Here is a 20,423-nt window from a genome sequence, read left to right on the forward strand (position 1 = left end):
TTTACATCACCTGTAATTCCACCATCTTCTGAAATTTCAACGATTTCTGGACCAGCTCTTTGAAGGCCCCTTCCTCTACTATTTCTCCTTTGTCCATGATGATAATTCTATCTGCATTTTTAATGGTGGACAATCGGTGAGCCACTACCAATATGGTGTACTTCCCATGGAGCTGATCTATTCCTCTTTGTATTGCTTCTTCAGTCTCTGAATCCAGAGCAGAAGTGGCCTCATCCAGTACCAGGATATCAACTTCCTTAAATAATTCCCTAGCAATTGATATCCTCTGTTTCTGACCACCGCTTAGATTTACCCCATTGTGGCCGATCATGGTATTTTCTTTATCAGGAAGGGATTGGATAAAATCAATCAATGATGCCTGTTGGAGAGCCCATTGAAATCTTTGATGATTTTCGGCAGTAGGCTCTGCCCAAAAGCTGATGTTGTTGAAGATGGTGTCAGTAAAGACTACCGGTTCTTGGGTGATATATCCCACTCTTCGGCTATAGCTGTTTTTGTTGAGTTCTTTACTGTCAATGCCGTCTATTACCATATTTCCGGATGTCACCGGTAACAAGCCGGAAATTATATTTATCAAGGTGGTTTTTCCGCTGCCGCTTTCCCCGACAAATGCTATGGTTTCATTTTTCCGGATCTCCAAATTCAATCTTTTTAAAATTTGATTTTCTAAAAATCCAAAAGATACATCGAAGAGCTTAATATCGGATTGGAAGCCTTCAAAATGGTGTTTGCCATTTTTTTCCTTTGCCTCTTCCAATTCCCGTTCGAAATTTTTCATATTATCCAATGAGCCGGAAACTGCCAAGAAATCATTGTATTGGGTTTGCAGTAAAATCAAGGCAGCTAGTGCACGGTAAAAGAAGAGTAAGCTGATAAGAATGACCCCCAATGCCCCTTCAAAAAGATTTACTTGTGCCAGTATAACAGCACTTACCACAAGGATCAGAATTGGCTCCCTCAGCGCGTTTACCATCGAGTTTAAATGTCCAATTCTACGGTTGTTTTCTTCAATCTTCTTTATGTTTTTAATAAGTTTATCATTGTAATTATCAATGAACTGTGTAGCTTTTAAATATTTAAAATTAGACACAAATTGAAGTATTAACCCTTGATAATGATTCGTGTTTTTGGTGAGCCTCTTGGAGGAAACTTTGGTAGCTTTATATAATTTTCTGTAGATTAAATTCGTAAGGGCTCCACCTAAACATATCAGCAAGGCAAATTGCGCATCTATGAAAAAAGCGAACATCATGTAAACCGTTACCATTACCACCTGCTGAAAAGCGCCAAAATAACTTTCATAGGCCTTTGAAACCCTAGTGACCTCTCCTGACATGGTGTTTTGGATCCTTCCCGCATCAGCAAGGACAAAATCTTTATAAGACATTTTTGATAAATTTTTGGAAAGGAAAATTCTGATGGTTTTGACAAAAAATTGCCTTAATGTGACATTGTACATGTTGTTCCCATATTGTGCAAACCCTTTAAGGATAAAAAAAATGCACATGATGATCAGAATGGTGGTGAGGTTCAGATGAAGGCCGAGGGAGGAGAGTCCATTTAGCAAAAATGACAATTTCCCGAGGCTATCAGGGTCAACGACTGAAGGCTCTTCAATCATCTGTAAAAGAGGCAAAAACATGGCAAGGCCAAATCCATCCAATACCCCCACACAAATGCTGAGTCCCATTCGGATAAAAATTCTATACTTTAGCCTTTTGAAAAAATAGGTAAAGCTTTCAAAATATTTTTCAAAGAATTTTTCCAGAAATATTTTACCCATAAAAGTTTATTGAATATTTATAATCCAAAAATATTCTGGAAGATTTTAACTTTGGCTTTAGGCTTAGTTCCATATTCATATCCGTATTTTGACCTCTTATTAGTAGAATCATTGAGAACAATCATTGGATTTTTTAATTTATGGCTTTGATGAACCTCTTCAATAATATCCAAATCTAATTTTCGTGAATAATTGTACCGGATGATATATAAGGAGGAGTCTGCATAAGATGAAATGTTAAAAGTATCAGCAACCTGTCCGACAGGAGAAGTGTCTATGATAATATAATCGAATTTTTTTCTAAGATCTTTAATCATCTGGCCGACCTTAGTGCTCATCATGATTTCAGCTGGGTTAGGGGGGAGGGTTCCGGCTCCTATTGCTGATAATCCAGGGATTGCCGATATCGGAATAATTATGGACTCCAGATCTATATCATTTGATATCAAATAATTGGTTATGCCTATTTTGTTTTTATAGTTTAAGTTGGAAATCAGTTTGGGCAAACGGAGGTCGAATTCTAAAAGAATTACCTTTTTTCCTGATATGGCCAAACTAGCTCCCAGATTAGTGCTGAAGAAGGTTTTGCCTTCCCCACTCCGGCAGGATGTAATTAATATTACTTTATTCTCTTTGCCTATAGTGGCAAAATGAAGGTTGGCTCTTATCAGGCGAAAGGATTCGGCTATAGGAGAGAGATTGCCTTCAGTGACCTGTAAAGGATCAGTTATATCACTATGGGTGATTTCACCCAAAATGGGTACACCGGTGGATTTTTCAACATCTTCCTTTTCAGTGATTTTATCGTTGAGCATATTTTTCAGGTAGATAAATGAAAATGGAATTAAAAACCCTAATAGAATGGATGCTAGGTAAGTAGAACTGCTTCCTGTATTAAAGGGAGTGTTATTTGCTGATGGAGCGTCGATAACTCTGCTTTTTGGTTCAATTGACGCAAGGGCCAGTCCGGCTTCTTCCCTACGCTGAAGCAAAAATAAATATATGGATTGCTTGATCGTCTGTTGCCTGTTGATTTCCTGCAGTTCCCTGTCGATGGTAGGTACCTGTCTGATTTTTGATTGGAATTGTGCTGAGTTGGATTTTAGGTTGTCACGGGTAATCAATAAACTTTTTTTGATATTGCCCAGGTTTTCTTTTATGTTAATTCTCAGATTAGCTAATTGATCATCAATGTTCTGGATTAGCGAGCTGCTGGGTTGAATGGTTCTTAACATCCGCTGTCTATCCAATTGAAGCTCATTGAATTTGGAGATAAGTCCATTTAGTGTTCCATCTGAAATGTTCAAGGAGCTCGGGACCAGCCTTAATTCTTCCTGCTGTAGATATTCCTCAAGGGAATTAATTATCTCTAGTTGTAAATCAAAAGATGCAAGTTCCCTATTATACTCACTCGCTGTGCGGAGGTAAAGTTGAGCATTTGAATTTACGTCCGTTAGGTCATTCTGTTTTTTATATTGTTCAACATGTTTTTCAACATCAGATATTTCCTCAGATAGGAATGCTATTCTTTCGTCCAGAAACTTGATGCTGTTTACCTCTACCTGGTTTCTGTCCTCCATGTTTTCCTTGTTGTAAACATCAACAAGTTTATTGAGAATTAATACGCCTCTTTGAGGAACGGCATCGGTCAAGCTTAATCTAAGTACATTTGCATCTTTGGTCTCTAATTCCACCCATAGATTTTTACTGTATTTGCTGGCCAGCTTACGGAAATTTTGGAACCTTACTATAATGTCTTTTGTCACTTTTGTATTAGGGGATCCAGTCACAGTAAAAGTTGCATATGGTTTCACTATTTCCTGGCCGAATCTATATTTGGATATTATTTCCTGATTGTCATCATCCACCTCAATTAAGTTGAAGGTATTGTCCTCCTTTATATTTAGTTTAAATGATTTTCCATAAGCAGAAGAATCAATTGAGCTGATAATTAGGGATACCGGAAGGTCATCTTGAAAAACTTCTATATCTTTAAATCTTCCCTCAAAAAAATAACTGGTATGGAGGGAAAGTTCTGAAATCACCCGGTGCATCAGATTTTTGGATCGAAGTATCACCATTTCATTACCCAAATTCCTATTTCCGGAAATGTCACCTATTTGAGAGGAAAGCCCGCCTGTGCTGTTGTTGTCTTTAATTAATAAAGTTCCGCTGATGAGGTATTGAGGTGTGGAATTGTACCGCGTATAAATATTTGCAGTCATATAAGCCAAAAAAATGCATATGGCAAACCAATACCAGTAGGGTAAATATTGTGTCTTCACCGTTTCCAATATTGGTTTTTGGGACCCTGAGTCAAACAAACTATTGTTTTTTGGATTCATGAGCGTTATAGGACAAACCTGGTTAATAATAAGGTTACAATTGAGATGACAGAAAAACCCAAAGAAATATTGGCCCTCGCCATACTTCCCTGTTCAGCCCTTGCCCTCACAGGCTCCACGTAGATGATATCATTTTGCTGTAAATAATAATAGGGGGATGAAAAAAGGTCTTTTTTATTGAGGTCTAAGCGTACCGTGGTCCGCACACCCTCCACATCCCGGACCAAAAGTACATTTTCCCGTCTGCCAAATGCCGTCAGGTCTCCGGCTAGTCCTATGGCTTCCAGAATATTAATCCTTTCGGTAGGTACAGGAAAGGTATTGGGGTTTCTTACTTCTCCTATCACCGTGATCCGAAAGTTAATGATCCGAATATTGACTATTGGATTTTTAGCTTCAGCTTGGAGGTAAGTCGATAATTTCTCGTTTGCCTCCTCCAAAGTCAAACCAGCCACCTCCACCTTTCCCAATACAGGGAAGTTGATGTAACCATTATTGTCGACCCGGTAACTTTCACTGACACTTGCCTGATTAATTCCCGAGCTACCGCCTCCAAGCGAGGTTAGTAAACCACGGTTGAATAAGAGATTTGATTCTGGATTAAGAGTGCTGACTGAAATGTTTAATAAATCAATTGGTTGGATTCTATGGTCAGTTCTGTTCATTATTTCAGAGTTGATTTCCTCATAGGGCAAATCACTGAAATAAACAATATTTCGTTTCGTACAGGATGCAAACAATATGAGATATATAAATATTTTGAATATGGAATATTTCATAAAAAGATTGACTTAGGATTTAACACAGCTTCGCCCGGTAAGCCCCGGGGCTACATTTTTGTGGTACGGATAATAAGAAACTCGACTAAAAACAGAATGCTCATGTTGGATTTTAGCCGATAGATTCTTATAGTAATTAGGATTAGCATCCTTGTGTATTTGGTACAGTAATACCTGAAAAGTGTTAAGTTTAAAAATGCGAAGATCTTGGCTCATTATGCTTTCTTTTCGGTGAACCGCATCTATTCTTAGCCGAAATCCTTATTTCCAATGGTTAAATTCTCACAGTTATTCCGGGGTATTATTGACTCCATCTGTAGTTTGCTGGGCTTTATTATTATACTTGAAAAAGTAATTTGCTGGAATTATCAATATTAATAGGAAAGGGGAAACAATAATGGTCATCATCCGGTAAGCAGTAATACGGAAAGGCTCAAAAAGCAAAATCTTACCGGCTTCATTTAAGGTAAGTGTAATGATGAAAAGCAGTACATATAGGATGGTTGCCAATCGGGTAGTTTGAGCATTTAAAAAAGCCAAATGTATAATGCATAGGCATAGGCCACAGTAAATACCATAATAAACGTATAATGGAAATTTGTCCATTAGGAAAAAATTGGAACTAAGAAGAGTCTCCAAAAAAACCAAGATCTTGGTTTCAAAAAAACCGGCAAGGATCCAAATACCCGTGACAAAGACTAGGAGAAAAACCCGAACGATACTATGCGTTTGAAGTTGCTGGAACATAGGTTCTGTACTTGCTTAATTTTTGGACCCATATCATCCATAGATAAAAAATAGCAGCATATACGACCAGGGTAAAGGTGTATTTGTGATTGAAATCAAGAGTTTGCTCGCTATAGAAGGCATTTAGGGCCAAAATTGAGACCCTGAGCAGATTTAAGATATTAATGATCAGAATACCTAGAGGAATAAAAATCATCTTCCTTATTAAGGGACCAGGAAACGCAATGATAAATCCGGCAAAAAGTGCCATCAATACCATTGCGTTACATGCTGCCCCTACTCTGACGAGCTCTTCACCATTCAGAATGATAGCCGTATTCTGCACGGTGACCTCATAACCCGCTAGATTGAGGAGCCATCCGCTTGCCAAAGAAATTTGATACGTTAAGAAGTCATCGAATTTATTCAACCAGACATCATATAGGATCAACCATCCAAAAATGAGTACTACTACAATCACAAGAAATCGGAACAATCTGTTTTTTTTCTGCATGATCAATTGCTGCGAGACCCGTTGGGCCATCAGAAAATAATTAGTTTAAGATATATCTTTTAATTTTTGATCTTTAATCCTTTTCAAACCGTAGGCTGCCCCTGCGGCAAGAAGTAAACCCAATCCGCCGTCAATTGGAACTGAAGTGCCTTTTCCTTTTGATTTGGCAGCCTCGGATTTTGCCCTCCCAGGTGCACTTTGGGATCTTCCTTGGGAATATGCGTCGGAAAGAATGAAATAAAAAATTATTCCCATCATAAAGGTCAATTTTGGAAGAAATCTGGAAATTTTCATAATCATCGACAGTTAGGTTCTTCAAACTAGGTTACTCTACCAATTGGTTTACAATTTTGTAATACTTGTTTAGAACAAATGTATAGCTTGCCTGATTCTGAAATAATGTATTTCGTTGAAATACAGTGGTGTATAGGTGAATGGCTCTTTTTCGTAGTTTGCCTAAAACTAATTGATTCATATAATTACGGTTTGGTAATTTTCAATATTAATTCTTAACCTCTGATCCTTTATGTTCATATCCCCAGCAAGCCAGTTCACCGAAAATCCCTCAATTCTTTTTTGCCCCTTTGTAATTTGCAAATGGTTTAAAATGAAGTGTTTATGGAGGGTAAATTCATCAAAATTCTCGGACTTGATTTTTTTAACGGGCAGGTGCAGGAAGTAATAGCCGCCTTAAAATCGGGAGGTCTTTTGGTAGTGCCTTCTGGCCCGGGGTTGGCCACAATCAATAGTGAAACAGAATATTATAGGTCCCTTCAGGCTGCTGATCTGGTGATAGCAGACAGCGGATATATGACTCTTTTGTGGAACTTGACCCATGAACAGAAAATAAACCGGATTTCCGGGCTTGAATTTCTGCAACAATTCCTCGCCGATGAGGAAGTGAAACATTCCGAATTTCTGTTAGTAAACCCTTCCAAAAAAGAAGCAGATGCCAATCAGGATTATCTAAATAAGAAAGGGTTCAAATTGACAACTGATAACTCTTATATAGCTCCGATTTACCCAAAGGATCGTATTGAAGATGAAAATCTGCTGAACCTACTGGAAGAGAAAAAGCCCCGATATGTTCTGATCAATTTAGGTGGGGGGGTACAGGAGATCCTTGGTGCTTATCTCAAGGGTAATTTGAGTTACAGGCCTGCAATAATCTGTACTGGTGCGGCAATTGCCTTTTTAACAGGAGAGCAGGCGCAGGTTCCAACCTGGGCTGACAGGCTTTTTTTGGGCTGGCTGGTGCGTTGTATTAATAAGCCTAAAGTCTATATTCCCCGGTATGCATGTGCTTTCAAACTTTTGACGGTGATGGTTCAATATAAAACGCATTATACATGAGAATTTGACCCAACTTTTTAATTAAAACTAATTGCAGTAGTCAAAATAGAGCGTGCTTGGTTCTGATTTATCTCCAAGCACGCTTCTACAAATTTCGGTTTATCGAATTACTGTAATAGAGAATATTCCCTTTTGTGATTAATCGATATAGTTGACGATCTGATAAAGTTCACCCATACTCCTTCTTTGGTTCCTCACCCACTCTAAGTCCGAAATCACCATGTCCTGGACTAAAGTGGTCAGGGTGTGTTTTGGCTGCCAATCCAGCCTCTCTTTTGCTTTAGTAGGATCTCCGATCAGTAAATCAACCTCAGTTGGTCTTAAGTACCGTGGGTCCACTTTTACTATTTTCGAGTCCAGAACATGCTTTATTGGGTCTAATTCTTGACCAGTAGCTTCCCGGTATATTTTTTCATCTATGGAATCCAGAATTCCAGTTTCTCCAGCTCCTTCTCCTTCCCATCTGAGGTGAAACCCTATTTCTGCAAAAGCCATTTTAATGAAGTCCCGTACAGTGGTGGTTATTCCTGTTGCGATGACATAATCTTCAGGGATGTCCTGTTGTAGAATTCTCCACATGGCTTCCACATAATCTTTTGCATGTCCCCAGTCCCTTTTTGCATCCAAATTACCCATATAAATTACTTGTTGTGCCCCAAAGGCAATATTGGCTATTCCTTGGGTAATTTTTCTAGTGACGAAGGTTTCTCCTCTAATAGGAGATTCATGATTGAACAGGATCCCATTGGTGGCAAACATATTATAGGCCTCCCTATAATTTACAGTGATCCAATAAGCATATAATTTGGCCACTGCATAAGGAGATCTGGGGTAGAAGGGGGTGGTTTCGCACTGGGGAACAGCCTGGACCATTCCATAAAGCTCAGAAGTGGACGCCTGATAAAATCTGACTTTTTTTTCCATACCCAACAAGCGGATGGCTTCCAGTATCCTCAGGGCCCCTATACCGTCTGCATTGGCGGTGTATTCCGGTAAGTCAAAACTTACCTTAACATGGCTCATTGCTGCTAAATTATAAATCTCGTCCGGCTGAGTTTCCTGTATGATCCGGGTAATGTTCATGGAGTCGGTCATATCGCCATAGTGAAGCACCAACTGGGGATCAGGGTCATGAGGATCTTGGTACAGGTGATCTATCCTGTCGGTATTGATCAAGGATGACCTTCTTTTGATGCCATGTACTTTGTAACCTTTTTCTAAAAGTAATTCGGCTAGATAGGCCCCATCTTGGCCCGTAATACCGGTAACGAGAGCGGTTCTTGTATGCATAATGAAATTGTTAAATGCCAACTCGGACTATTTAATGTATTTTCCACATGATTTTTCTCCTTAATAGGTTAATCAAACAATAAAAGGCCACCTCTACCCAACCTTCGTCAAATAGAGATAAACCTCTCTTCACTGCAATTAACTATTCGTATTTTTCATTGATAACATGCTATTTTTTCAGGTTTGGTGGAATTATGCCAATTCGGATTGCTTCATTAAAGAAGTCACCCGATCCTGATGCACCGGGTAAAAGGACAGCCAAACAGTAAGGAGAATAATCTTGACATCCAAAGACATGGTTCTGTTCTCCATATACCACAAATCCGCTTTTACTCTATTTTCCATTGCTACATCCTCTGTTGTTTCTCCTCTCAAGCCGCTAACCTGGGCCCAGCCGGTGATGCCTGGTGGGATTTTATGGCGCTCCATGTAGTTTTCAATTTTCCATGAATATTCCTCGGTATGTTTGAGCATATGCGGTCTTGGGCCCACTACCGACATATCGCCCAATAAGACATTAATAAATTGTGGCAATTCGTCAATGTTGCTCTTCCGGATAAAAGCCCCGATTCTTGTTATTCTTACATCGTCGTGCCTTGCTTGGAGCCAATCTGCCTCCTTGTTGACTATCATGCTGCGGAATTTTAGGCAATAGAAGGGCTTATTGTTCCTGCCTGATCGGAGTTGTTTGAAAAAAACCGGTCCTGAAGAATCCAGCTTGATAAGTATTGCCATCAATGGGATGAGCCAGCTTAACAAGAAAAACAACACTAGGATGGCAAACAAAACATCAAAAACTCTTTTTCTCATTTCCGTCGCTCCAAACCCTATCTGATGAGTTCTTAAGTTTTCCATAAGATTTAAAAATTAAGTTTTCACACTTCTTTTAATGTAAAAGTAATCCATGGAGGATATGAGTTCTTTTAAATTCGGTCACTTCAAGTTTGGGTTCGGTGAAATGGAAATTAGAGTTGATGAAAGGGTTTGATTTATAATAGCCTTTTTTAAAGCAGTGTTGGCTAAAAGTATTTTACCATATCGTCCGCCAACGAACAAAAATGTACGATTCAAATCCATCATAAAATCAAAATACCCCTCCCTAGACACGGAAAAACACTTTTTCCCCATGGCACGAATGTAGAATATACCACCCTACATTAACTTCCGACACGCCACGGCGTGCAGGCAGCCGATATCCATATATCCATACATCCGACATCCGACATCTGACACCCGACATCCAAACATCCAACATCCCATGATCCACCTCAACAACATCAACAAATACATCGACTCCCGCTTTCAGCGGATATTTATTCTCAAAGACGTTGACCTGACTATTGAACAAGGCGAGTTTGTTACCCTGATGGGACCGTCGGGGGTGGGTAAGTCAACACTGCTGAATATCATAGGGCTGCTTGATGATGATTATGAGGGGGAGTACCTGTTGGACGGGCAGTCAATCGGGACTATGAAGGAGCGGCAAAGGTCTGCTCTTCACAAAAGCGAATTCGGCTACATCTTTCAGGCTTATCACCTCATTGATGAACTCACCGTTTACGAAAACATTGAAACCCCACTTTTATACAGGAATGTCTCCTCAAGCGAGCGGAAATCCATTATTGCCGAACTACTCGACAGGTTCAATATGGTGGCCAAAAAAGACCTGTTTCCCGAGCAGTTATCCGGAGGGCAGCAGCAGCTGGTGGGGATTGCAAGGGCCGTGGCGGGCAAACCGAAGATTTTGCTGGCCGATGAACCTACAGGCAACCTCCATTCCGCACAGGCCAAAGAGATCATGGAAGTATTTCAGCAGCTAAACAGGGAAGGAACCACGATTGTACAGGCTACCCACTCCCGTGAGAATGCAGATTATGGTCACCGATTAATTGAGATGATGGATGGCAAAATTTTACAACAAGTCAGCATTTAATATGAAGTTACCAGTATTGTTTTTAATTGTTTGGTTGGGGTATGTTTTGCCTGTAAAGGCCCAAGACACCCTGCTCATTTCTTTTCAGGATGCGGTTGAGATTGGTCTACAGCAAAATCAGAATTTCCAAATAAGGAAAAATGAACAGCATGTCCTAAAAATGGAAAGACAAGCTGCGATAATGGGACACCTTCCCAGAGTGAATATCAACAACAACCTTTTCCGCCAAATGGGCCAGCAATACCAGCAGCTGGAAGGGCAGCTTGTTGTTACCAATGTTACCAATGACTTGCTCACCACAGGTTTGAATGCAAACCTTCCCATTTTCAATTCTGGACGCAGACTTTTTACCACCCGGGCAACCCGGCAATTTGAAGAGGCAGGAAGTCTTAACCTACATAGAGCTTCCCAAGATGTGGTGTTTGAAATTGCACAGCAATACCTGCAGATTTTACTTGATCAGGAACTCTATAGAATTGCGGTTCAAAACTTGGAGAACCAAAAGGAACAGCTCCGCCAAATCGAGGGCTTCGTTGAGGCGGGTCTTCGGACGCTTTCCGATCAGTACAACCAGCAATCCGAAGTGGCCAGACTAACTACCGTGGTGCTGGATGCTGAAATCCAGTTGGAAACGGATATGTGGCAATTTGCCGAAACTTTGCAGCTAGAGTCCAACACAATTCCGGAATTGTTGCCCCTTGACCTTAAAACAGTGCCGAGCGAGTTTCTTGACCTTGGTCTGGATGAGCTTTATGAACTAGCTACAAACAACAGACAGGATTTTAGGGCACAAAAACTACTGGTGGCCGGGCAAAAAGATATGATTTCCGCAGCGAGGTCCTTTTATTATCCCCAGATCAATGGTTTTTTTAATTACAATACCTTCTTCACCTCATTAGATGAGCGAAGTTTTAGAGATCAATACATGAGGATTTATCCGCAGCGGACTTTTGGGATCAATATCACCATTCCTATTTTCAACAATTTTGAAAATAGGGTGGCGGTAGCTAGAAGTAAAATGGAGCACAACAATCAATCGCTGGAATTGAATGCCATAGAGAGAAGGCTCACCCAAGAGACCAAGCTTGCCTTCGAGAATTACCGCGTGGCCATCAAAAGAGAGGAGGCAACAAAGGTACAGCTTGAAGCCGCAGAGGTGGCTCAACAGGTGATCGAGGAAAGGTTTCGACTTGGAGTGAGCAATTTTGTGGACCTTGCCCAGGCAAACCAGCAACTGGTGACCGCCCAATCTGACCATGCCCAAGCTCGCTATACCCATTATTTTCAGGAAGTGATCCTGCGGTATACTTTGGGGGTGTTGGAAGTGAAGTAAGTGTAAGGTACTCGTATTTTTGCCACGAAGAAGTGAAGGTGCGAAGGGGGTGGGCCAAAGGCTAAAAGGTGCGGAGGAGTGTTGGTTTAAAGGTTTAATGTCCTTAAGGGAATAGCTGCGCTAGATTCCCTTAAGGACTGATTAATGGATTAAGGAGGAGCCGTAGTTTAGAAGTTTATACGGCCTTCGGCCTGGTTTAGGGGGTTAGAAATCGCGAAGCGGCGAGAAAAATTTTGTCACCGTTCATGTTACCAGATGTACTTTTTACTTGCCACTTTTAACCTAATCCTCTCTGCGCTTCTTTGCAAACTTTGCGGTGAAATTTGAAACGTTAACCCGAGTCGGAGACATTGCACTCAGTGGTGCGAAGTCTGAGGACCTTCACACAACGGTATGCCCACAGCTCCACTAGGAGCGGCCGATATAATAACCGCCGGTGACAACCGGTGGGCAGCAAACACCTACCACATCATAAGTCCCAGAGGGATGCACCATATAAATTTCTGCGTGAAGGTTAAAAGATCCAAAATGCGGTGGAGTCCACTTCGGCGTTTTTATGGGGCCGTATACCCGCCGACCCAAAGGGCTATATACTCCCGACCTCCTCCCGATCAGGTCCGCTTCAGGGCTCCATCAGGTCCGCAGAACAGCCGGCTTGTGTGTGCTCCGTGCCTGTTCCGAAAGGATTTCAAAACGGGACCTTAGTCAGGGGAAATCTAGGGCTGCTTTGGGGATTTTGGCAAGACATATTTAAGATTTTGATTCACATTAACTGCAATAAATTGGCAAAAGGAAAAGGTTCCGATAAACACTCTCGGGATTAAAAAGGCTCATTGTTCTAATACTTGAGGCTGATTTTTTTCCTTAAACCTCCACCTTACCCCTGACACCCCTGGCGGCATAATAGGATTCTGCTCCATTGTGGTAGAGGAATACCTGATTATAGCGCCGGTCACAGAATAGGGCGCCGCCGAGGTTGCGGATGGGGGAGGGGGTAGCCACCCAGCTGGAGGTTTTGAGGTCAAATTTGCCGAACTTTTGCAAGTACCGGTAATCTTCTTCAGAAAGCATTTCGATGCCCATCTCTGAGCAAAGGTCCATTGCACTGTTCTTGGGCTTGTGTTCTTTTCGGGAATTGAGTGCAGCGCGGTCATAGCAAACGCTCCGGCGACCCTTGGGGCTTTCAGGGCTGGAATCCATAAAAATGAATGTTCCTTCCTCAGTTCTGGAACCAACCACATCGGGTTCACCTTCAGAACGCTCCATTTGAAGGAGAGTGGCGAGTTTTTCGTCATTGGCTTCCAACCTTTCCAAAATTTCGCTCCACTGAACATTTGGATGGCGGTCTGGATGCTTCTCAAATCTTTTCTGCAGGGTTTCCAGCAGTATGGTCTTATCTTCTTGGGAAATAGGTTTCATAAAATAGGCTTATCTAAGGTTTAATAAAGTTACATTTTCTAAAGCTAATTTTCCCAATCTGTAATATCCTAAATTCCCTTTTCAAAAGCAAAAAAAAAAAGCCGCCCCTTGTGGGAGCGGCCTAATTAAGAAATTTACATATTATTCGGCGGTATAGCCAGGGTTCTGTTCCAAATTTGGATTAACCTCTATTTCCTGCAAAGGAATGGGCCAGATAACCCGGAACTGTTCGTTGTCAGGAAACAAGGTGCCGATGTTGCCAAATCTTCTCATGTCCGAATAGCGGTGACCTTCAAAGGCAAGCTCAAACCTTCTCTGGCGCTGAATCTCCGTCAGTGCGGCTGCGGGTGAGGCCAGGCCGGTGAGGGAAACTAGGCCTGCACGGTTTCTGATCGTGTTGATATCGGTGATCACCTGTGCAGTGACAGAACCTTGTCTGACAATTGCCTCGGCTCTGATAAGGTACATTTCAGCCAGTCTGATAAGGGGAACATTGTCGTCATTGGTCGCAGAACGGTAATATTTGAAAACTCTGCGAAATACTCTATCCGCAATAAATTCTAAAGTAATGGATGCCTCAAACCTGGTGTCGCCCTCTGCAGCTGAAGCCGCGAATTGGTTGAAGAAGTCTTCTCTAATATAAAACTTCTGTCCACCGGTATCAGGATCGGATGAGATAGCCAATGCACTTTGGTCCCCATCCACGTTGGTAAAGCTAAGGTTGAAAATCATCTCCGCATTGCCAGGTATTGTCCAGATGTCCCGGTAATTTGGCAATAAGCTATAACCCAAGCCTATGGCTTCGGTAGCTTTCTGAGCAGCTTGCCCTGGGTTTCCCGCTTGCAAATGAACCCTTGCCAGCATGGCTGTGGCAGCGGCAGGTCTGGCACGGAAAGGCGCATCAGGAGTCTCTCCAAGGTTCTGTTCGGCAAACTGCAGTTCTGCAATGATAAAGGCATACAGGTCTTCGGTAGAAGCTCGTGGTAACGTGTTGATCTCGTCAACCGTAGTGACAAAATCGGTTACCAATGGCACTCCATTGAATACCCTCAACAAATCGTAATACACATAAGCCCGGATGAACCTCGCCTCAGCTTCATAGGCCAATAGCTGCTCTTCTGTGGCATCGTCTAGATTTGATAGGGAAAAAAGGATGAAATTGGCATCCCGGATCACCCTGTACATGGTTTGCCAGGTACTTCTGATTTGAAGGTTGGAAGGATTGATTCTTCGGAAACTTACCTCTTGATCAGTGGTGAAAGTGCCCGCATGCTGCAAGTTATCGGTATAGGTGTCCTGATAATAAAGGTACCTCAATCCATAATAATTCTCACTCTGCATACCGTCATACATTCCCAAAATAGCTCTTTCGGCACTTCTGGCATTTGTAATCGCTTCATCGGTTGGGATTTGGTTTACAGGTTCCTGGTCCAAGGTGTCACAGGCGCCCATCCCAAAAAGAAAGCTGACGGCCAATAAATAGGTATATATTAAATTATTCTTTTTCATATGCTTAGAATCCTACGTTTAAGCCCAAAGTAAATGTTCTTGGCTGTGGGAAAGTGTAAAAATCCACCCCAAGCGTAATGTTGTCCGTTCCGGCAAAGTTGACTTCAGGGTCAAATCCGGAATAGCTGGTAAAGGTCAGTAGATTTTGTGCCTGGAAATAAACACGGGCGCTACTCACTCTTATTCTATCCACAACAGTTGAAGGAAGTCTGTAACCTACGATAAGGTTTTTGACTCTCAAGTATGAGCCATCTTCGATAAAGCGGGTGGAGTTTGACTGGTTGTTTCTATTGGCAGACACGTCGATAGTGGCTCTTGGTACCAAGCCATCCCCTGGATCTTCCTCAGATCTCCATCGGTTGTTGACCGTTGCCCTGTTGTTGTCGTCAAAGAAGTTGGCAAACATACCTTCTTGGAAACTCCCGGCAGCATTCCAGATTTCATTGCCTACAGAAAACTGCATGAACACTTGTGCGTCCCAGTTTTTATAGGTGAAAGTATTGGTGAAACCACCGAAAAATAGCGGTTGGGAATTGCCCAACACGGTGAAGTCATCGTCAGTGATGATGCCATCTCCATTGATGTCGCGGTAGTTCATATCACCGGCTTGTATGCCAAATGCTCTTCTTTCCTCTGGCACTTCTTCGTTGGTGGCAAATACGCCATCAGCAATTAGACCGTAGAATGTTCCTATTGGATGTCCTTCTCTCAATACAAGGGAATTGCCTCCAAATCCATAGAATACATCTTCTCCTTGATACAGCTCAAGAATCTTGTTTCTGTTAAAGCTGAGATTCAAATCAGACCTCCAAGTAATTCCGCCTGGTCTGTCCATATTGACTGTGGAAATGGTGAATTCAAAACCTCTGTTTTCAACTGAGCCAATGTTTGACTGGTAGGTTCCAAAACCACTTTGGGTTGGGATTGGTCTGGAGAAAAGAAGGTCTCTGGTCAATTTGTAGTAATAATCCGCAATTAAGGTTAGCCTTCCGTTGAAGAAGCTTGCGTCAATTCCGATATCGGTCTGGGCAGTGTTTTCCCACTTCAAATCCGGATTGCCCAATTGTACAGGGAAGATGGATGGCGTGCCCAGGTAATTTCCTGCGCCCACAAGCCCTCTCCAGGCAAAGTTTCCGATTTCTTGGTTACCGGTGTACCCAAAGCTGGCTCTTAGTTTAAGATCTGATAACTGCTCGATTTCCGGGAAAAAGTCCTCGTCCATTAATCTCCAGCCTGCAGAAACGGAAGGGAAATAACCCCATCTGTTGTTTGGTCCAAATCTGGAAGAAGCATCAGCCCTGAAACTTGCACTGAACAAATACTTGTCGTCCAAGCTATAGTTAGCCCTTCCAAAATAGGATTCTAGACCCCAAGCCACAAAGTTGTTGTCTCCTTCATTTACCAAACCTGCAGCCCCTACGTAGCGGAAACGGTCATCGGGAAACTGGATGCCTCTCACAAATGAAGTTGTGATCAGGTTTTCCTCTCTATTGTGACCTGCCACAAAGTTCAGCGCATGTCTGTCAGCAAAAGTTGTTCGGTAATCCACAAAAGCCTCGGCTACCCATTTGATGGGGTTGTTGGTACTGAAAGAACCTGAGCCGCCTTCTGCTGCAGAGGCACTGCCAGGATAGCTGTCCGGGGTGTAGCGTCTCTCCTGGAAGTTCAAGATGTCAGTACCCACTCTTACGTTTACATTGAGGTCAGGAATGACTTCATAGGTTGCCAAAGCATTGGTGAAAATACGGATGGACTGGTTGATGTTGTCATTTTCCATACCCTCCGCTACAGGGTTACTGTAGAAAAACTGGGGACGGGTGTAATTGCCAGCCTCATCATATACCGGCCAAAGCGGTGATGCAGCCAAGGAATTGGCAAAAGGGCCATTCAGCGTGTTGTCAGAAACAATCCTGTTTTGTACCGAGCGGCTTATACCACTGTTGAGGCTGATGGTCATCCTATCGTTCAGGTCGTGATCCAAGTTGAACCTGGTAGACATCCTGTTAAAACGGCTATTGATAACTGTACCTTGCTGGTCAAAAAAGCTTCCTGAGATATAATACCTCGTTCTTTCATTTCCACCTCTAAGGGTAAGTTCATAATTCTGAATTGGGGCTGTGCGGGTCACTTCTCTCACCCAGTCGGTATTCACATCTTCGCCAAAAGGAAGTCCACCATAGTACCAATCAAGTAGATCCTGGTCGCCCACTTCATCTCTGGGAATGCCAAAATCGCCAGCCACAAAGCCGCCGATTGCATCGTTCATCAGATCCAGATACCCTCTGCGGTCAAGGAAATCAGGCTGCCTCCATACTTGCTGGATGCCTCCAAACATGTTAAGGTTGACCTGCGTTTTCTGGTCCGCACCTCTTTTGGTGGTGATTAAAACTACGCCATTTGCCGCCCTGGAGCCATAAATGGCTGCCGCTGCTGCATCCTTCAAAACCTCCATCGATTCAATATCCGATGGGTTGAGGTCGGCAAGGGAGTTAGAGCTTTGCCCGCCAAACCCAAGTTGGGAAGGATCCCCGGTGGTCATAGGCACACCGTCAATTACATATAAAGGCTGATTGGATGCCGAGATGGAAGAAGAACCCCTTACCCTCACGGAAATACCCGCACCGGGAGTACCTGAGTTTTGGGTGATCTGAACACCGGCCACACGGCCCTGTAGGGCTTGGTCAATCCCCAATGCCGGTACGTCTCTGATCACTTCGGCATTTACTGATCCTACAGAGCCGGTGAGCTCTCTTCTTTCGATGGTACCATAACCTACCACCACGACTTCACCCAGTGTTTTGGCGTCGGTCATTAAGGTCAGGTTGATCGTACTTTGATTTCCCACTTGTATTTCTTGGGTCAAAAAACCCACAAATGAAAACACTAAAACATCCTCACTACTGGCCTGGAGTGAATAGACCCCGTCCAGATCAGTGATGGCACCTCTCGAAGTGCCCTTTATCCGCACATTTACTCCGGGGAGAGGAAGGTTGTCCTCGTCGGAGACCACAGTGCCGGATACGGTCTGCGCTTGCGCAAAGGTTTCCGCTGTCATCAGCAGGATAAGGACCAATACGCCTAGTAAACTTTTTCTCATAAACAGTGAATTGTGGTTTCAATTAGAATAAGCAATAAAATTAAATGTTAATAAATGTCAAAATTAGACAAAAACTATTTTAAAGTTAAAAATTTTGATGATTTTATAGGCTAGAATTATTTTGGATGGAAAAATTTTGTTGCCAATAGATTAAAAATTAAGTGGTTAGGTTGGCAATAGGCATAAAAAAAAGCAGCCTAGTTAGGCTGCTTAAATATTTGGATCTGATATTTGCTCTTAGATGGAAAAGCTTTCCCCACAGCCGCATGTTCTGGAAGCATTAGGATTTACAAATTGAAACCCTTTGCCATTGAGGCCGTCGGTAAATTCGAGCGTGGTGCCGGCTAGGTAAAGCAGGCTCTTCTTGTCCACGATGATCTTGACGCCTTTATCTTCAAAAACCTGGTCGGAATCCGCAAGTTTGCCGTCAAAACCCAGGTCATACATCAAGCCGGAACAGCCACCGCCTTTGACAGAAACCCTGATGTTTTCATTCTCAGAGCGGCCTTCCTCTCTTTTTAATTCAAGAATCCTTTCTTTAGCTTTGTCAGATACTATGATCATATTTCGGTTTGGTTTGAGCTGAATTTGGTTTGAGTAACGGTAAAACGTGATTACCTTACAAATGATTCATCTACAAATATACAAATTATTTACATGAGAAAAATCGAGCATCTCGGCATAGCGGTCAAGGACCTGAAAAAGTCCAATGAACTTTTCCGTAAACTATTGGGCAAGGAGCATTATAAGGAGGAAAAAGTGGAGGGTGAAGGCGTGTCCACTTCTTTTTTTATGGTTGGGGAAACAAAGGTAGAATTGCTTGAGGCCACCCGCGAGGACAGCCCCATTGCGAAATTTATAGAAAAGAAGTCTGAAGGCATACACCACATAGCCTTTGATGTGGAGGACATCCATACCGAAGTGGAGCGGTTGAAATCCGAAGGTTTTGAGATACTCAATGAAACCCCAAAACAGGGTGCAGACAACAAATTAGTTGTATTTTTGCATCCTAGGAGCACTAATGGGGTCTTGGTGGAGTTGTGTCAGGAGAAAAAGTAACTAAATAAAAAATTAACACAGAGCTGATAGAAAAACTAACCGCAAAGAATTTAAGATTCGCAAAGAGGTAAAAATTTTTATTTTAAAACTTTGCGATCCTCCGCGTCCTTTGCGGTTAAATCTTACATTCCTTTGGGACCTCTGATCCTCTGTGGTTAAATTTAAAATATATGTCAGAAAAAAGAACAGAGATAGGTGAAATCGGCGAGTTTGGGCTCATTGACCGGTTGAATGAAAAAATTGTAATCAAGCATGAAACTACCTTAAAGGGCGTAGGGGACGATGCGGCAGTGATTGCATGTGGAGAGGGCAAAGTCAAGGTAGTAACCACGGATTTATTGATGGAGGGGGTTCATTTTGACCTTTCCTATGCTCCATTGACCCACTTGGGTTTCAAGGCCGTTGCAGTTAACGTATCTGATGTAGCGGCTATGAATGCGATCCCCAAGCATATCACGGTCAGTATCGGGATTTCAAATCGGTTTTCAGTGGAAGCGGTTGAGGCTTTATACGCCGGGATCAATGCCGCTGCAGAGCACTACGATGTAGACGTGGTAGGTGGCGATACCACAACCTCAAGGGCCGGATTGGCGATTTCGATTACGGCTATTGGGGAGGCGATGGAAGACCAAGTAGTCTACCGTTCCGGTGCCAAAGAAAACGATATTATATGTGTAACGGGCGACTTGGGTGGCGCCGTAGTAGGACTTCAAGTTTTGGAAAGGGAAAAGCAAGTCTTCATGGCCAATCCAAACATGAAGCCGGATTTGGAAAAGTACACCTTGGTGACTGCCCGACAGTTGAAGCCAGACGCCCGTATGGACATTATCCATGAACTCAGGGATTTGGAAGTGGTGCCTACCAGCATGATGGATATTTCTGACGGCTTGGCCTCGGAGCTTTTCCATATTTGCAAGGCTTCCAAAGTTGGCGTGACTATCTATGAAGATAAGTTGCCGATCGACCAGCAGACCTACAGTACGGCTGTGGAACTGAATCTCGATCCGATCACCTGCGTGCTGAATGGGGGAGAGGATTATGAACTGCTTTTTACCATCAAGCAGGAGGATTTCCAAAAACTTGAAAAACACCCCGATATCCACTTCATCGGCCATGTGACCAAAGAGGAGGAAGGGAAATTCCTAGTCACCAAAAGCCAAACCGCCGTAGCCCTCAAGGCACAAGGATGGAAGCATTTTTAAAATTTAAAAAAAATTTAAATTGGTCACGAAGGACACAAAATAAAAGAAGTAACACTAAGG

At 42.6% G+C, this 20,423-nt stretch carries 17 protein-coding genes; 5 read left to right on the plus strand and 12 right to left on the minus strand.

What is annotated here, in order from left to right:
* Position 1 precedes the first annotated feature (1 nt).
* The 6 genes from KIH41_RS13550 to KIH41_RS13575 all read right to left on the minus strand — a co-directional run bounded on the left by KIH41_RS13550 (position 2) and on the right by KIH41_RS13575 (position 6,462).
* A complete protein-coding gene (locus tag KIH41_RS13550; protein WP_214162730.1) occupies positions 2–1,804 on the minus strand; it encodes an ABC transporter ATP-binding protein in 1,803 nt (600 codons plus the stop codon).
* A gap of 17 nt (positions 1,805–1,821) precedes the next feature.
* Entirely contained in the window at positions 1,822–4,029 is a 2,208-nt protein-coding gene (locus KIH41_RS13555; protein ID WP_214162731.1) for a GumC family protein, read from the minus strand.
* 125 nt (positions 4,030–4,154) lie between these two features.
* Positions 4,155–4,928 (minus strand): polysaccharide biosynthesis/export family protein, encoded by a 774-nt coding sequence (locus KIH41_RS13560; protein ID WP_214162732.1) that lies wholly within the window; start codon positions 4,926–4,928, stop codon positions 4,155–4,157.
* Between the two features lie 288 nt (positions 4,929–5,216).
* Positions 5,217–5,438 carry a hypothetical protein gene (locus KIH41_RS13565; protein WP_214162733.1) on the minus strand — a complete coding sequence of 74 codons (222 nt, stop codon included), beginning with the start codon at positions 5,436–5,438 and terminating at the stop codon, positions 5,217–5,219.
* A 211-nt stretch (positions 5,439–5,649) separates the two neighbouring features.
* Positions 5,650–6,198, minus strand: a complete 549-nt coding sequence (gene xrtX / locus KIH41_RS13570) for an exosortase X (protein WP_214162734.1) — start codon at positions 6,196–6,198, stop codon at positions 5,650–5,652.
* Between the two features lie 15 nt (positions 6,199–6,213).
* Positions 6,214–6,462, minus strand: coding sequence for a PID-CTERM protein-sorting domain-containing protein (locus KIH41_RS13575; RefSeq protein WP_214162799.1), 249 nt, complete (start codon positions 6,460–6,462; stop codon positions 6,214–6,216).
* Between the two features lie 324 nt (positions 6,463–6,786).
* On the opposite strand from KIH41_RS13575, the gene KIH41_RS13580 reads away from it, so the two are divergent.
* Positions 6,787–7,521 carry a WecB/TagA/CpsF family glycosyltransferase gene (locus KIH41_RS13580; RefSeq protein WP_214162735.1) on the plus strand — a complete coding sequence of 245 codons (735 nt, stop codon included), beginning with the start codon at positions 6,787–6,789 and terminating at the stop codon, positions 7,519–7,521.
* Between the two features lie 138 nt (positions 7,522–7,659).
* Here the strand turns inward: KIH41_RS13580 and gmd are convergent, their stop codons facing one another.
* The gene (gmd, locus tag KIH41_RS13585) at positions 7,660–8,811 is read right to left on the minus strand and encodes a GDP-mannose 4,6-dehydratase (RefSeq protein ID WP_214162736.1); all 1,152 of its coding nucleotides are present in this window, start codon (positions 8,809–8,811) and stop codon (positions 7,660–7,662) included.
* A 192-nt stretch (positions 8,812–9,003) separates the two neighbouring features.
* Positions 9,004–9,666: a sugar transferase gene (locus KIH41_RS13590; protein WP_246539130.1), complete on the minus strand. Its 663-nt coding sequence runs from the start codon at positions 9,664–9,666 to the stop codon at positions 9,004–9,006.
* 403 nt (positions 9,667–10,069) lie between these two features.
* On the opposite strand from KIH41_RS13590, the gene KIH41_RS13595 reads away from it, so the two are divergent.
* Positions 10,070–10,744 carry an ABC transporter ATP-binding protein gene (locus KIH41_RS13595; RefSeq protein WP_213943690.1) on the plus strand — a complete coding sequence of 225 codons (675 nt, stop codon included), beginning with the start codon at positions 10,070–10,072 and terminating at the stop codon, positions 10,742–10,744.
* A complete protein-coding gene (locus tag KIH41_RS13600) occupies positions 10,713–12,077 on the plus strand; it encodes a TolC family protein (protein ID WP_214162737.1) in 1,365 nt (454 codons plus the stop codon). The genes KIH41_RS13595 and KIH41_RS13600 overlap by 32 nt, the downstream gene beginning before the upstream one ends.
* 864 nt (positions 12,078–12,941) lie before the next feature.
* Here KIH41_RS13600 and KIH41_RS13605 read toward each other — a convergent pair.
* The 4 genes from KIH41_RS13605 to KIH41_RS13620 form a co-directional block, all read right to left on the minus strand.
* On the minus strand, positions 12,942–13,496 hold the full coding sequence (locus KIH41_RS13605) for a DUF4256 domain-containing protein (protein WP_214162738.1): 555 nt from the start codon (positions 13,494–13,496) through the stop codon (positions 12,942–12,944).
* A gap of 141 nt (positions 13,497–13,637) precedes the next feature.
* The gene (locus tag KIH41_RS13610; RefSeq protein WP_214162739.1) at positions 13,638–15,005 is read right to left on the minus strand and encodes a RagB/SusD family nutrient uptake outer membrane protein; all 1,368 of its coding nucleotides are present in this window, start codon (positions 15,003–15,005) and stop codon (positions 13,638–13,640) included.
* 4 nt (positions 15,006–15,009) lie between these two features.
* Positions 15,010–18,102, minus strand: coding sequence for a SusC/RagA family TonB-linked outer membrane protein (locus KIH41_RS13615; RefSeq protein ID WP_213943695.1), 3,093 nt, complete (start codon positions 18,100–18,102; stop codon positions 15,010–15,012).
* A gap of 237 nt (positions 18,103–18,339) precedes the next feature.
* Positions 18,340–18,666 carry a HesB/IscA family protein gene (locus KIH41_RS13620; protein ID WP_213943696.1) on the minus strand — a complete coding sequence of 109 codons (327 nt, stop codon included), beginning with the start codon at positions 18,664–18,666 and terminating at the stop codon, positions 18,340–18,342.
* 93 nt (positions 18,667–18,759) lie between these two features.
* On the opposite strand from KIH41_RS13620, the gene mce reads away from it, so the two are divergent.
* Positions 18,760–19,161, plus strand: a complete 402-nt coding sequence (gene mce, locus KIH41_RS13625; RefSeq protein ID WP_213943697.1) for a methylmalonyl-CoA epimerase — start codon at positions 18,760–18,762, stop codon at positions 19,159–19,161.
* Between the two features lie 170 nt (positions 19,162–19,331).
* On the plus strand, positions 19,332–20,363 hold the full coding sequence (gene thiL / locus KIH41_RS13630; RefSeq protein ID WP_213943698.1) for a thiamine-phosphate kinase: 1,032 nt from the start codon (positions 19,332–19,334) through the stop codon (positions 20,361–20,363).
* The last annotated feature ends 60 nt before the right edge of the window (positions 20,364–20,423 follow it).

Origin of the sequence: Litoribacter ruber, assembly GCF_018500185.1 — a bacterium.
GTDB classification, from domain to species: domain Bacteria; phylum Bacteroidota; class Bacteroidia; order Cytophagales; family Cyclobacteriaceae; genus Litoribacter; species Litoribacter ruber.

Bases quoted from the DNA above. Each gene is read 5' to 3' on its own strand.
- xrtX (WP_214162734.1), bottom strand. From the start codon at position 6,198: ATGGCCCAACGGGTCTCGCAGCAATTGATCATGCAGAAAAAAAACAGA.
- KIH41_RS13575 (WP_214162799.1), bottom strand. From the start codon at position 6,462: ATGAAAATTTCCAGATTTCTTCCAAAATTGACCTTTATGATGGGAATA.
- thiL (WP_213943698.1), top strand. From the start codon at position 19,332: ATGTCAGAAAAAAGAACAGAGATAGGTGAAATCGGCGAGTTTGGGCTC.
- KIH41_RS13620 (WP_213943696.1), bottom strand. From the start codon at position 18,666: ATGATCATAGTATCTGACAAAGCTAAAGAAAGGATTCTTGAATTAAAA.
- KIH41_RS13560 (WP_214162732.1), bottom strand. From the start codon at position 4,928: ATGAAATATTCCATATTCAAAATATTTATATATCTCATATTGTTTGCA.
- KIH41_RS13615 (WP_213943695.1), bottom strand. From the start codon at position 18,102: ATGAGAAAAAGTTTACTAGGCGTATTGGTCCTTATCCTGCTGATGACA.
- KIH41_RS13605 (WP_214162738.1), bottom strand. From the start codon at position 13,496: ATGAAACCTATTTCCCAAGAAGATAAGACCATACTGCTGGAAACCCTG.
- KIH41_RS13590 (WP_246539130.1), bottom strand. From the start codon at position 9,666: ATGGAAAACTTAAGAACTCATCAGATAGGGTTTGGAGCGACGGAAATG.
- KIH41_RS13550 (WP_214162730.1), bottom strand. From the start codon at position 1,804: ATGGGTAAAATATTTCTGGAAAAATTCTTTGAAAAATATTTTGAAAGC.
- KIH41_RS13595 (WP_213943690.1), top strand. From the start codon at position 10,070: ATGATCCACCTCAACAACATCAACAAATACATCGACTCCCGCTTTCAG.
- KIH41_RS13580 (WP_214162735.1), top strand. From the start codon at position 6,787: ATGGAGGGTAAATTCATCAAAATTCTCGGACTTGATTTTTTTAACGGG.
- gmd (WP_214162736.1), bottom strand. From the start codon at position 8,811: ATGCATACAAGAACCGCTCTCGTTACCGGTATTACGGGCCAAGATGGG.
- KIH41_RS13610 (WP_214162739.1), bottom strand. From the start codon at position 15,005: ATGAAAAAGAATAATTTAATATATACCTATTTATTGGCCGTCAGCTTT.
- KIH41_RS13555 (WP_214162731.1), bottom strand. From the start codon at position 4,029: ATGACTGCAAATATTTATACGCGGTACAATTCCACACCTCAATACCTC.
- KIH41_RS13600 (WP_214162737.1), top strand. From the start codon at position 10,713: ATGGCAAAATTTTACAACAAGTCAGCATTTAATATGAAGTTACCAGTA.
- mce (WP_213943697.1), top strand. From the start codon at position 18,760: ATGAGAAAAATCGAGCATCTCGGCATAGCGGTCAAGGACCTGAAAAAG.